Source organism: Streptomyces crystallinus (genome assembly GCF_039521265.1).
Lineage (GTDB): Bacteria > Actinomycetota > Actinomycetes > Streptomycetales > Streptomycetaceae > Streptomyces > Streptomyces crystallinus.
This window is the reverse complement of sequence record NZ_BAAACA010000004.1, coordinates 124,079-137,242: the sequence shown is the minus strand read 5'-3', so window position 1 is coordinate 137,242 and position 13,164 is coordinate 124,079. Positions and strand designations below refer to the sequence as shown.

Below are 13,164 nucleotides of genomic sequence, written 5' to 3'. Positions count from 1 at the left end.
TACGGTCAGAAGACCCGCACGTTACGGGCGGTGTCCCACAGCATGTCCGCCCACGGGCCGCCGATGCCGCCCTTCCCGTCGCCGTGGTAGGCGAACAGCTGGTAGTCGATGGGCCGCATGAGGTCGGAGATCCCGTCCCCGTTGACGTCACCGGTGGCCAGCACCGGGGCGTCCGCGGGCCAGGCGTACGGCAGCTTGGTGCGGTTGCCGAAGGTGCCCCGGCCGTTGCCCGGGTAGAGCCACAGGTTCCGGGAGCCGTCGCGGGCCGCCAGGTCGGCCTTGCCGTCGCCGTTGAGGTCGCCGGGGGAGGCGAGCTGGTTCATGGCGTTCCAGCCACCGCCGACCTTCACACGGTTGCCGAAGATGCCACGGCCGTTGCCCGGGTACGTCCACAGCACCCCCGAGGTGTCGCGGGCCAGCAGGTCCCGGCGCCCGTCACCGTCGAGGTCGCCCGCCGCGCTGATCTCGCGCATCGCGTTCCAGCCGCCGCCGACCCTCACGCGGTCGCCGAAGGCGCCGTCGCCGCGGCCCGGGTAGAACCAGAGGGTGCCGGAGCGGTCGCGGGCGTAGATGTCCTCCTTGGCGTCCCCGTTGTAGTCACCGTGCCGGGCGAGCTGGGTCATCGCGTTCCAGCCGCCGCCCACGAGCCTGCCCTTGGTCACCCAGTTGGCGTCGCCGACGCCCGACAGGAACCACAGCCGCCCGTCGTCCGCGCGCTCCAGCAGGTCGGGGCGGGCGTCGTTGTTCAGGTCACCGAACTGCGCCACCGCGGGCAGCCCGGCGGGCCGCTTCTCCTCGTCCTGGACGAACCAGTCCATCCACGGCACGCCCTGGGTGACCTCGTAGTCGGTGGTCGCCACACGGAGGGAGCTGACCTTGTTGTCCCACTGCCGGCCGATGCCGCCGCCGGAGAGGTCGTTGGGCCCGCTGTGCGGGGGCATGTAGTAGCGCTCGCCCTCGTAGTTGGCCTCCATGGCCATGGAGAGGTAGAGGTCGCTGTTGTTGACCACCGACGAGATCGAGTTGTTCCAGATGCCCAGGGTGGGGCGGCTGGACGAGATGATCTCCATCTTGCCCTTGAAATCCCCGTACTGGAACACGCAGAGCTTGCCCGCCGGGCAGCGGTCGTAGTTCTCCGCGGCCGCCGCCTGCGGAGCCGCGGTGAGAAGGGTGGCCAGCGACGCGGCGACGGCGGTGGCCGTACCGATCAGGCGCCGGGCCGAGGTGGTGCCGAGCATGGGCCGGACTCCGTTCGAGGTCGTGGGGTCAGAAGACGAGGTGGGTGGAGCGGGCCTGGGCGTACTGCCGGGGCGCCCGCAGACCGCCGTCGGCCGCACCCGTGCCGGGGTAGACGCGCAGCGCCTTCTCCCCCGGCGCGTGCGCGAGCAGGTCCGGGCGGCCGTCGCCGGTGACGTCACCGACGCCCGCCAGCTCGGTGAGGCCGTTCCAGCCGCCGGTGCCGATGAGCCTGCGGTCGCCGAAGGTGCCGCGGCCGGTGCCGGGGTAGAACCACAGCTTCCCGGCGGTGTCCCGAGCCACCAGGTCGGACCGCTGGTCGGAGTTCATGTCGCCCGCCCCGACCAGCTCGTTCATGACCTTCCAGCCCCCGCCGACCTTCCGGCGGTCGCCGAAGGTGCCGTGCCCGTCGCCCGGGTACGTCCAGAGGGTGCCCGTGCTGTCGGCGGCGAGCAGGTCGGCGCGGCCGTCGCCGGTCAGGTCGCCCGCGGCGGCCAGGTCGCGCATCGCGTTCCAGCCCCCGCCCACCTTGACCCGGTCGCCGAAGGTGCCGTCGCCGCGGCCCGGGTAGAACCACAGGACGCCGGAGCGGTCGCGGGCGAACAGGTCCTCCTTGGCGTCCCCGTTGTAGTCGCCGTGCCGGGTCAGCTGGGTCATCGCGTTCCAGCCGCCGCCGACGACCCGGGTGCGGCCCTTGCTCGCGTAGGTGTGGTCCGTCCACAGCTGCCCGAACTTGTCGCGCGCGTACAGGTCGCCGAAGCCGTCGCCGTCCGCGTCGCCGAACGCGGCCGGGGCGGGCTGCCCCGCCGGACGCTTCTTGTTCTCGAACTCCCACCAGTAGGTGGGGAAGCGCCCCTCCGTACCGCAGAAGTAGTCCGCCTCGCGGTCCAGGTCGAGCGAGCTGACGGCGTTGTCGAGGTCGGGGCGGGAGCTCTCGTCGAAGGAGACCTGGCCCGAGTAGTAGTGCGTGGCCCTGGCGCGCTCCGGGTTGCCGTCGAGGTCCGGCTCGCTGTTGAAGCAGACCGGCATGTCGGAGTAGTTCGCGAAGGAGCTGATGCGGTTGTCCCAGGAGCCGAGCCGCAGCATGGATCCGGTGACGACCAGCATGTCGCCCCGGCCCAGCGGTTCGCTGAAGACGCAGAGCTTGCCCCAGGCGCAGCGGTCGTAGCCGCTCGCGGCCTGGGCGGGCGCGGTGGTGACGGTGGCGAGCAGCCCCGCCGTGGCACCGGCCGCGAGAGCGCCGTGGAGCAGGCGCGAAGAAATGGACCGCACGTGGTCCCCCCCGGGTGTGCGCGGATGCGTGGAAGAGTAATTGCGTGGCAAAGCCAGCGGATCATAACCGTCTTTCGGTCACGGGTTCGAACCGCTCTCACCTTGCCGCCGTCACGCCTTCGCCGTGCCCGCCCGGGACTTGGAGCCGGGGCGGTGACGGGCCCGGCTCCACCGTCCCCGTCACTGCCCCGGCTCAGTTCATACGGCGGGCAGCAGATAGCCGAACACCGTGTCCGCCGGGCCCCGGTCGTCGATCTGGACGAGGCCCGCGCGTACGGCCTCGTCGAAGTTGGCGGCGAAGTCCGCGCCCGGGGCCAGCAGCCGGTCCAGGGTCTCGCGGGTGAGGACGATCGTCGCCTGCGGCTTGTCCACGCCGGGCGGCATGGTGTCGCCGCGGGTGTCGGTGTAGACGAGTACGCCGTCGCGCAGGACCGTGACGCCCCACTGGCCGGTGTTGGTGAAGTTCCAGAGCAGCACGACCGGGTCGCGCAGTTCCGCCGCCCTCGGGCCGTCGAGGCGGGCGGCGAGGGCGGCGAAGTACTGGGCGGGGCCGGCGTAGTGCACCAGGTCGGCGACGACCGGGCGGGAGCCGGCGGGTCCCGGGCCGGGGCGCAGATCGCGGGCCGCCGTGAGATAGGCGTTGCGCAGCGGGCCGTACTCGGCGAGGTAGCCCAGCTGGGTCAGCGCCAGCGCCTGGAGGGAGGTGGCGGCGTCCAGGACCGGGGGCGCGACCGTCGTCGGGTCGCAGGCGGCGGCCACCACGTGGTCGAGGAGCTCGACGACCCGCTCGTACCGGGGCGTTTTGGCGTCGTACTCCTCGCGCGCCGCGGCGAGCACCACCTCGGCGCCGCCCAGGGCCACGACGTACCGCTTGGCGGTCCCGGCGGAGGCGGGGGTGGCGGCGACGGCGTCGGTGGCCGCGACGAACTCGTGGCCGAGCAGGCGCAGCCAGGTCTGGCGGGCGGCCTGGGTGGCGGTGCCGACGTAGCCGGGGGCGTAGAACGGCTGGTTCGAGGGCTGGGTCTGGCGCCGGACCCAGGCGTCCCGGCGCGCGGCGAGCCGCGAGGCGACGGCCTTCGAGCCCCAGCCCGGCCACTCGTAGGCCCCGGCGACGATCTCCGCGACCCCGCCGAACGCCTTCAGCGCCTCGTCGAGGTGGCGGGCGCGGACGTCCCCGAGCCCGCCGAGCAGGCCGGGGGCGGTCAGATAGAGGACCTTGCGGTCGGGCAGGTAGACGTTCATCTCGGCCGGTGACTGGAGACCGGCTGCGGGCTGGAGGACGAGGCGGACGCCGTCGGCCTCGACCTCGCCGGAGATCTGGTGGGTGGGCGGTACGAGGGTGGCCTCGCCGGCCGAGACGGTGAGCCCGGGGCCGCTGTCGATCAGGCCGTACGGGCCCGCCTCCAGCCGGGTGCCGTACGTGTGGTCCACCAGGCAGGCCGTGGCGAGGCCCTCCACGACGTGGCGTCGTACCGCGTCGTCGAGGAAGCCGTCGGGCGCGTACACCGCGAGGTCGTCGGGGACGGCGTCGCCGCGCTCGGCGAACAGGCCGCGCGATCCGCCGAAGTGGTCGACGCAGCTGGCGGTGTAGACGATCGCCTTGACCGGGCGGCGGTCGTCGGTGGTGGCGCGGTAGAGCCGCAGCGCGTACTGGGCGGTCTCGTACGAGCCGAGGGGGTCGATGACGATCAGGCCGGTGCGGCCCTCGACGATCGTCATGTTGGCCAGGTCGTAGCCGCGCACCTGGTGGACGCCGCCGCCGTCGTCGTCATCGGCGGCGCGGGTGACCAGGTAGAGGCCCGCCAGGGCGTTCATCCGGCCCTGGCGCCAGACGCGGGCGTTGACGGAGGGCGGGATCTCGTCCTCGTCGCGCAGGAAGTCGAACCGCCCGAAGTCCCAGGCCGTCCCCCCGTCCCGGGCCGGGATCATGCGGACGTCCGGCCGTGCGATGAGCCCCTGGGAGCAGTTGCGGAACTCGGATACGTCGGAGGGCACGCCCTGTACGGCGGGGCGGTTGCTGTGGACGACGAACGGGGTGGGCTCGACGGGGTGGTGCGCGCCGTTGGTCATGGTCCTGCCTCCTCGGGGAGCGACGGGGGGCCGGGAACGTAACGCTGTGGGGGGCGGGGCGGGAAGGGTGCGCCGTCCCCGCTGGCCGAGAACGCCCCTGTTTGTGCCCGGCCTTTGTCTGCGGCTGTGTGGTGGGTTGCTCGCGCCCCTTTTTGGCCCGGTGTTCGTCTGCGGCTGTGTGGTGGGTTGCTCGCGCAGTTCCCCGCGCCCCTAGGTAGGACGGTCCGTTCGGGGGATGCCCGGGCCCCTGGGCAGCACGGGCGGTTCGGGCGGGTCTCGTGCTGCCGAAACCCCTCTTTCGTCTGCGGGTCGTGGCCGCTTCTCGCGCAGTTCCCCGCGCCCCCAAAAAGCCTGTGGCTGAGCTGGACTCTCCGGCTGACCCCGAACCCCTAGGGGCGCGGGGAACTGCGCGAGCAACCGGCCACGACCCGCAGACAAAGGCCGGGCAAAGGAGGGGCGCGGGGAACTGCGCGAGCAACCGGCCACGGTCCGCAGACGAACGAGCGTTTCCAGGAACGCGGGGAATCGCCGGAGGAGCCGGACTACCTAGGGGCGCGGGGAACTGCGCGACCAGCCCGCCACGACCCGCGACAAAGGCCGGGCAAAAGAGGGGCGCGGGGAACTGCGCGGGCAACCCGCCACTCACCCGCAGACAAAGGCCGGGCCGGAACCGTGGCGTATCTCACCCCACCACCCCCACTCCCGTATTCCAAGCCCCCATCCCCACCCCCGCCACGCAATCCCACGGCCCCACCCCCGCGCCGCATGCCGATGGAAGCCCGCGCTCCGGCCGGACGGGGGGCCCGGGGGCGCCGGGGACGCAAACACCGCGCGCCCCCCGAAACGCGCCCGTAAGGTGACCGTCATGCAGGTGATCCAGTCGACCAAGCTCGCCAATGTCTGTTACGAGATCCGGGGCCCGGTTCTCGAAGAAGCCATGCGGCTGGAGGCGGCAGGTCACCGCATCCTCAAGCTCAACACCGGCAACCCCGCCGCGTTCGGCTTCGAGTGCCCGCCGGAGATCCTGGAGGACATGCTCCGCAACCTCTCCGGGGCGCACGGGTACGGCGACGCCAAGGGCCTCCTCTCGGCGCGGCGCGCGGTGATGCAGCACTACCAGACCAGGGGCATCGACCTCGACGTCGAGGACATCTACCTCGGCAACGGCGTCTCCGAGCTGATCCAGATGTCGATGCAGGCGCTGCTCGACGACGGCGACGAGGTGCTGGTCCCGGCCCCGGACTACCCGCTGTGGACCGCGTCCGTCTCCCTCGCCGGCGGCACCGCCGTGCACTACCGCTGCGACGAGCAGTCCGACTGGATGCCGGACCTGGCCGACATCGAGCGGAAGATCACCGACCGTACCAAGGCACTGGTGATCATCAACCCGAACAACCCGACCGGCGCGGTCTACGACGAGGAGATGCTCCGCGGCCTCACCGAGATCGCCCGCCGCCACAACCTGATCGTCTGCTCGGACGAGATCTACGACCGGATCCTCTACGACGGCGCCACCCACACACCGACCGCCGTGGTCGCCCCGGACCTGATGGTGCTGACCTTCAACGGTCTCTCCAAGAACTACCGGGTGGCCGGATACCGCTCCGGCTGGATGGCGGTCTGCGGCCCCAAGGCCCACGCCTCCTCGTACATCGAGGGCCTCACCATCCTCGCCAACATGCGGCTGTGCGCCAACATGCCCTCGCAGTACGCGGTGGCCACGGCGCTGGGCGGCCGCCAGTCGATCGAGGACCTGGTGCTGCCGGGCGGGCGGCTGCTGGAGCAGCGCGACACGGCGTACGACCTGCTCACCCAGATCCCCGGCGTGACCTGCGTGAAGCCCAAGGGCGCGCTGTACCTCTTCCCGCGCCTGGACCCGGCGGTCTACAAGGTCAAGGACGACCGCCAGATGGTCCTGGACCTGCTGCGGGCCGAGAAGATCATGGTCGTCCACGGCACCGGCTTCAACTGGCCCGAGCCCGACCACTTCCGCATCGTGACGCTTCCCTCGGCCCAGGACCTGGCCGCGGCGGTGACCCGGATCGGCAGCTTCCTGGACGGCTACAGCCAGATGTAGCCAGCTTTCTGTGCCGGACTCAACTTTAGACAGAATCTAAGATAGGATGGCATCCTGCGGCAGAAGGAGGCCATCTCATGTACGAGCCGATCCGTACGAAGTCGGTGCACAGCACGACGGCCGCCGACGCCGCGCGTATCCCGCACCGCTCCCGCGAGGAGGAGCTGGACATCCAGCTCGCGGGGCACCTCGCGGCGCTGCTCGCGGTCACGGACGAGCTGGGGCTGACCGAGGCGGGCGACGCGATCGCGCGCCAGGTCGCGCGGCTGCGCGGAGGTCTGCCGCCGGTCCGGCACGCCGGTCTGAGCCGGGCGGGCGCGCCCGCCCTGCACGACCGGGCGCACGCGCTCGCGGGCCGTGCGCTGGTGGTCGCCGCGTCGCGCGCGGACACGGCGGCGGCGATCCTGGCGGCGGAGCGGATGGATGCCCATACGGCGGCGCTGACCGCCCTCTGATCGGCCCCGGTCCGCGCGCCGCGGAGGTCCGCGGACCGGGTGCCACGTTCCGCTTGCGCGGGGGTAGTGGCCCGGCCCTTGTCTGCAGCTGTGTGGTGGGTTGCTCGCGCAGTTCCCCGCGCCCCTGGGTAGCACGGTCCGTTCGGGCTGGTCTCGTGCTGCCGAAACCCCCCTTTCGTCTGCGGGTCGTGGCCGGTTGCGCGCGCAGTTCCCCGCGCCCCTGGGTAGGACGGTCCGTTCGGGCGGGTCCCGGGCTGCCGAGAACCCTCTTTCGTCTGCGGGTCGTGGCCGGTTGCGCGCGCAGTTCCCCGCGCCCCTGAAAGCCGGTGGCTGAGCTGGACTCTCCGGCTGACCCCGACCCCCTCAGGGGCGCGGGGAACTGCGCGAGAAGCGGCCACCGGCCCGCAGGCAAGGCACCTCCCAGGGGCGCGGGGAACTGCGCGACCAGCCATCCACTCAGCCGCAGACGAAGGCCGGGTACGCGAGCAGCCCACCACCGGGCCGCAGACGAAGTCCGGGCACAGACATCACGTGCAGTACTGCTGCTCCTTGCCGATCGACCGGTACATGCAGTCCGCGTTCTCCAGCAACTGCAACACCGCATCCCGGTTCCGAGCCGTCTCCCGCTCGATCACCTCGTCCGGCGGGTAGAACCCGCCCCCCGCACCGGACTCGCCCGGATACATCTCGAACGTGAAGTCGAAGATCTTCTGGACGCCCCAGAGGTAGTCGTCGATCGTGCCGTCCGTGATGTACAGGTCGCTGGACTGCTCCGGCGTGTACCCGTTGGACGCCGCCATCTTGCCGCCGACCGCCGCGAACGCGTCGTGGTCGTCCTGCGTGAGGCCCGGCGCCGTGTCGTTGTACGTGTAGCCGAACGGCCACAGCACCAGCTCGCTGTAGGTGTGGAAGTCGATCCCCGCCTTGATCTGCTGCTTGCCACCCACCACCCGGCTGCGGGCGAAGTCGGCGACGACCTTCACCTCGGGCGCGGACTCGGCGGCCGCCCCGCGGTACGTCTCGGAGCCCTTGCTGGAGGAGGAGCCGCCGCAGCAGCCCCACTTGTAGTTCCAGTTGCGGTTCAGGTCCGTACCGACGTACGAGGAACCGGAGTTGGGCTGGCGGTTCTTGCGCCAGCTGCGGTACGAGCCGGTGGCGATGTCGTACTCGCCGCCGTCGGGGTTGAGGTCCGGCACGATCCAGATCTCGCGGTTGTTGACCATGTTGGTGATCCGCGCGTCCTTGCCGTACCCCGCGCCGAACTCGCGCAGCAGATACAGCGCCATCTCCACCGTGAGGTGCTCCCGCGCGTGCTGGTGGAAGGTGAACAGGACCTCCGGCTCGTTCTCGTCCGTCGCCACGTTGTCGCTGACCTTGATCGCGACGATGTCCCGGCCCTGGTACGACTTGCCGATCACGCGCTTGCTCATGATCGAGGGGTACTGGGCGAGCCGCTGGTCGATCTCCGCCGTCGCCTCGGCGTAGTTGTGGTAGCCGGAGTCCGCCGGCGGGAAGTCGAAGGGCTGTGCCTTCGCGCCGTTCGAGCGGTTGGGCGGCCCGGGCAGCGCCTTGAGGGTGTAGCCCAGCGTGCGCAGGTTCCTGGCCTGCGCCGCGTCGGCGCTGACCACGACGGTGTGCTCGCGCACCGCGTCGATAGAGACCCCGGTGGCCGCGAGGGCGGTGCGCGCGGCGGGGGTGGCCGGGCCGTGGATCTCGTACTGGACGGTGGCCTCGTCGGCGGCCACGTCCGCGCGCTCGCGCGGGGAGGGCGCCGGGGACGCGGTGGCGTGTGAGGTCAGCGGGGCGGCCAGGGCCATGGCGAGGAGGGCCGCGAGGCCCGCCGAGCGTCTGGCACCGCCGCGCGGCGCGTGGGTGGCGCGCATGCGCGTACGAAGTCGCATGAATGCTCCTGGGGATCCAGAGGTGGGGGTGTTCATGTCGACGTTGCTGATGGTGAAGCGTCGCTGCGATGGGTGTCGCGTTCCGAGCTTCGTGATATGGCATGTCAGCGTCAAGGGCTGCCGTCTCGCGGCCTGCCCGGGTGGGTGATATCCCGTCAAGGTCCTTCTCGGGCGGCTCCATGAGGGGAATGGTGCGCGGGCAGTCGGGGGATCCGATCGTCCGACTGGCCCCGGTGGGCCGTACGGGCGTACGGGATTCCCCCGGGGTGCCTCTTCCTGGAGCGGCCGTGCCGCGCGGCCCCGCTGATCCAACTGGCCCGAACTCGACGGTTGCCCCCGGGGGTTGGCGCGCCCAACAATGCGCATGACAAATTCAGGAGAACCCACTCCTGAATCCCTTCAGAGGGGAACCCCCACATGAAGAAGCCTCTCGTCGGCACGGTGCTCGCGCTCCTGCTCGTCGGAGCGGGCGCGGCCCCGGTCGTCGCGGCGCCGCACACCCACAGCGGCGCCAAGGCGACGGTCAAGGCGGTCGACTTCGCCGGAACGGTCGCGCTCAGCAACTGTTCCGGGTCGCTGATCCGCACCCCGAGCTCCCAGCCGAACGACCCCGCTCTCATCCTCTCGAACGGCCACTGCCTGGAGACCGGCTTCCCGGCCGCCGGCGAGGTCATCGTCGACCAGGCCTCCTCGCGCAGCTTCTCGCTGCTCAACGGCGCGGGCAGCAAGGTCGCCACCCTGCGGGCCACCAAGGTCTCGTACGCGACGATGACCGACACCGACATCACGGTCTACCAGCTGAGCAAGACGTACGCGCAGATCCAGAGCCAGTACGGGATCGGCGCGCTCACCCTGAACGACCAGCACCCGGTCGCGGGCACCGCCATCAAGGTGGTCTCCGGCTACTGGAAGCGGACCTACAGCTGCAACATCGACGGCTTCGCCTACCGCCTCAAGGAGGGCGACTGGACCTGGAAGGACTCGGTCCGCTACACCTCCGCCTGCCAGACCATCGGCGGCACCTCGGGCTCCCCGGTCATCGACACGGCCACCGGCAAGGTGGTCGCGGTGAACAACACCGGCAACGAGGACGGACAGCGCTGCACCGAGAACAACCCGTGCGAGGTGGACCAGAACGGCAACGTCACCGTCCGGTACAAGATCAACTACGCCCAGCAGACGTACATCATCGTCCCCTGCATAGGCACCGGCAACAAGGTCGACCTGAACCGCCCGGGCTGCACCCTGCCCAAGCCGTAGCACCCGAGAGGTGAGGGATCCCCGCGCCCCGGGTGGGGCGCGGGGATCCCGCCGGGTCGGGGAGCTACGGCAGCGCGTGGACGTGCGGCGCCACCGCGTTCGACCAGGCGTTGCCCGACCTGGCGTCCCAGTTGGTCGACCAGGTCATCGCGCCCCGCAGCCCCGGCCACGTACGCGAGGGCTTGAAGGAGCCGCAGTTGGTGCCGGCGGTCAGGCAGTCCAGGGCCGCGTTGACCACCGACGGGGAGACATAGCCGCTGCCCGCGCCGCTCGTCGAGGCCGGCAGGCCGAGGCCCACCTGCGACGGGTCGAGACCGCCCTGGAGCTGGATGCAGGCGAGCGCGGTGAGGAAGTCCACCGAGCCCTGCGAGTAGACCTTGCCGTCGCAGCCCAGCATCGAACCGCTGTTGTAGTACTGCATGTTGACGACGGTCAGGATGTCCTTGATGTTGAGCGCCGTCTTGAAGTACTCGCCCGACGTCGACTGCATGTCGATGGTCTGCGGCGCCATCGTGATGACGAGCTTGCTGCCCGCCTTCGACGACAGCGAGCGCAGCGCCTGTGTCATATAGGTCGAGTTGAGGCCGTTCTCCAGGTCGATGTCGACGCCGTCGAAGCCGTAGGTCTGCATCAGCGAGTAGACCGAGTTGGCGAAATTGGTCGCGGACGTGGAGTCGTTGATCGAGACCGTGCCGTTCTGGCCGCCGATGGAGATGATCACCGACTTGCCGGCCGCGTGCTTGGCGGCGATGTCGGCCTTGAACTGGTCGACGGTGTAGCCGCCGAGGCCGTTGGTGTCGAGGTTGAAGGTCACCCCGCCCGGAGCGCCGGTGGCGTCCGCGAAGGAAACCGCGATGATGTCGTAGGCGGCGGGCACATCGCTGATCTTCTGGACGGTGGCGCCGTTGTTGAAGTTCTGCCAGTACCCGGTCACCGCGTGCTTGGGCACGGTCCCGCCGCCCGGGTTGCCGGCGGGTGAGGTCTTCGCGGTCACCGCCGCCGACTTGGCCGATTCCCCGGCGGCGTTGGTGGCGCTCACCTGGAACTGGTACGAGGTCGACGCGCTCAGCCCGGTCACGGTCGCCGAACTGCCGCTCACCGACTGCACCTTGGCGCCGTCGCGGTAGACGTTGTACCCGGTCGCGTTGGAGACCGCGCCCCAGGACAGGTCCACGGAGGAGGAGCTCACCGAGCCGACCGCGAGCCCGCCGGGAGCGGCCGGGACGGTCGGGGCCGGGTCGCCGCCCCCGCCGCCGTCTGGGCCGAAGACCGAGATGTCGTCGGCGTAGTACGCGGGCTGGCCGTACCAGCCGTGGGTGTAGATCTGCACCGAGGTGGTGGAGGTGCCGGTCTTGAAGGTGGTCGACAGCTGGTTCCAGCCGCCGCCGGTGCCGGGCGTCCAGGTAGAGACGTCGCTGGTGCCGGTCCCGCTGGCCCCCAGGTACACGTACGAGCCCTGGACCCAGGAGCTCAGCGTGTACGTGGAGTTGGGCTTCACGGCGACGGTCTGGACGCACTGGCCGGTGTCGGAGCCCGACGGGGACGCCTTGAGGGCGGCCGAGCCGCCGTGCACCGGCGAGGAGACGGCCGAGCCGCTCCCGGCCGAACAGCTCCAGTTGGCGAGCCCCGACTCGAAGCCCGCGTTCTTGGCGTTGTTGACGTCCGCCGCGTGGGCGGTGCCGGTGAGCCCGGCTATGGACAGGGCGCCCGCGGCGGCCACGGCCAGGCCGACTCTGCCGCTTGCTCGTTTCACTTGCTGCCTCCGGTGGGGGAGTTGGGAGGACGGTGGGGAGGTGGCGCGCGCTGTGCGTACAAGTTGGTCCAGACCAATCCGGTTGTCAAGACCTCTGGCGCCTCTCGTGGCATCACAGAAACGAGAAGACTGTTCACCCGCAGCTATCTCCTGGATACAGTGCTGCTTCAGAAGGGGAGTGCGGTGATCACCTACGGCTGAGTGGGCCCACACGGGCCGAGGGAACGGGGACTTGATGTGCCAACCGCGATAGCCGTCACCAGCCCGGACCTGGTGTTACCCGCGGCCGATCCACACACGCCGCCCGCGGCGGTCTTCTCGTCCCCGGACGTCCAGCCGCTCGACGCCGCCCTCGCCCACGCCCACCGACTGCTCGATCTGCACGGGCATCTGGTCGTGCTCTTCCCCCAATCCCTTCCGGCCGCCCACGAGCAGCGGCTGCACACCGTCCGCTCGATCCTGGAGAGCGACCGGATCGCGCTGCTGCGCTCCCCACTGCCGCCGCTCGGGATCGCCGTGCTGGCGCGCCAGCTGTGCCAGCTGTCGGTGTGCGACTTCAGCCCCGGCGTGCTCGCCTCGGCGGCCCGGCTGCTGGCGCACTACATCCACGCGGGCGCCGTGCTGAACTCGGTCACCCGGCTCGACCGCGTCCCCGTCGGCCTCAAGACGCACGCCAAGTCCTGGCTGCCCGGCAGCCAGTTCGCGGTCGTCGCGCACCCCGAGCCGCAGCTGGTCAGGATCGGCACGGGCGAGCTCGACGGGCCCGAGTACGCCTGCCATCTGCTGGTGGCGAGCGCGGGCGCGCCCTCCGAGTGGGTCACCGGCACGCTCGCTCCCGGCTGGCAGGTCGGCGCGGTGCTGGAAGCGCCCCTTCCGGGGTACTCGCCCGACTGGTGGGGCACGTCCAAGATCACCGAGTTCGCCGCCCATCTGTCCGAGCTGTCCGTCCTCTACCAGCTCGTGGCGTCCGTACGACGGGAGTCGTGCCGCTGGTGCGGCATGGAACTCATCGGCGACCGCTGCGGGTTCTGCGCCTCCCCCGTCCCCGCCCCCGAGCTCCGGCTGCCCGCGGGCGGCACATACAGCTAGCCGCCGCGCAGCCCGCCGGTGGCCCGTCCGCCCAGTCCCACGTCATCGAAC

General features: G+C 71.0%; 9 protein-coding genes. 4 read left to right on the top strand and 5 right to left on the bottom strand.

What is annotated here, in order from left to right:
* Window positions 1–5 precede the first annotated feature (5 nt).
* From ABD236_RS02680 to ABD236_RS02670, 3 genes are all read right to left on the bottom strand, one after another.
* Entirely contained in the window at window positions 6–1,238 is a 1,233-nt protein-coding gene (locus ABD236_RS02680) for an FG-GAP-like repeat-containing protein (RefSeq protein ID WP_344069554.1), read from the bottom strand.
* 28 nt (window positions 1,239–1,266) lie between these two features.
* Window positions 1,267–2,508, bottom strand: a complete 1,242-nt coding sequence (locus tag ABD236_RS02675; protein ID WP_344069551.1) for an FG-GAP-like repeat-containing protein — start codon at window positions 2,506–2,508, stop codon at window positions 1,267–1,269.
* A 198-nt stretch (window positions 2,509–2,706) separates the two neighbouring features.
* Window positions 2,707–4,578 (bottom strand): alkyl sulfatase dimerization domain-containing protein, encoded by a 1,872-nt coding sequence (locus ABD236_RS02670; RefSeq protein WP_344069548.1) that lies wholly within the window; start codon window positions 4,576–4,578, stop codon window positions 2,707–2,709.
* 865 nt (window positions 4,579–5,443) lie between these two features.
* Between ABD236_RS02670 and ABD236_RS02665 the strand changes: the two genes are divergently transcribed.
* Window positions 5,444–6,655 (top strand): pyridoxal phosphate-dependent aminotransferase, encoded by a 1,212-nt coding sequence (locus ABD236_RS02665; protein ID WP_344069545.1) that lies wholly within the window; start codon window positions 5,444–5,446, stop codon window positions 6,653–6,655.
* Window positions 6,656–6,732: 77 nt separating this feature from the next.
* The gene (locus tag ABD236_RS02660; RefSeq protein ID WP_344069542.1) at window positions 6,733–7,110 is read left to right on the top strand and encodes an SCO4983 family protein; all 378 of its coding nucleotides are present in this window, start codon (window positions 6,733–6,735) and stop codon (window positions 7,108–7,110) included.
* A 527-nt stretch (window positions 7,111–7,637) separates the two neighbouring features.
* On the opposite strand, the gene ABD236_RS02655 is transcribed toward ABD236_RS02660, so the two are convergent.
* The gene (locus ABD236_RS02655; protein ID WP_344069540.1) at window positions 7,638–9,011 is read right to left on the bottom strand and encodes a M14 family metallopeptidase; all 1,374 of its coding nucleotides are present in this window, start codon (window positions 9,009–9,011) and stop codon (window positions 7,638–7,640) included.
* Window positions 9,012–9,428: 417 nt separating this feature from the next.
* Between ABD236_RS02655 and ABD236_RS02650 the strand changes: the two genes are divergently transcribed.
* Window positions 9,429–10,271: a S1 family peptidase gene (locus ABD236_RS02650; RefSeq protein WP_344069537.1), complete on the top strand. Its 843-nt coding sequence runs from the start codon at window positions 9,429–9,431 to the stop codon at window positions 10,269–10,271.
* Between the two features lie 64 nt (window positions 10,272–10,335).
* Here the strand turns inward: ABD236_RS02650 and ABD236_RS02645 are convergent, their stop codons facing one another.
* Window positions 10,336–12,024, bottom strand: a complete 1,689-nt coding sequence (locus tag ABD236_RS02645; RefSeq protein ID WP_344069534.1) for a chitinase — start codon at window positions 12,022–12,024, stop codon at window positions 10,336–10,338.
* A 237-nt stretch (window positions 12,025–12,261) separates the two neighbouring features.
* Here ABD236_RS02645 and ABD236_RS02640 point away from each other — a divergent pair, with 237 nt between their 5' ends.
* Window positions 12,262–13,113 (top strand): hypothetical protein, encoded by an 852-nt coding sequence (locus ABD236_RS02640; RefSeq protein WP_344069531.1) that lies wholly within the window; start codon window positions 12,262–12,264, stop codon window positions 13,111–13,113.
* Window positions 13,114–13,164 lie beyond the last annotated feature (51 nt).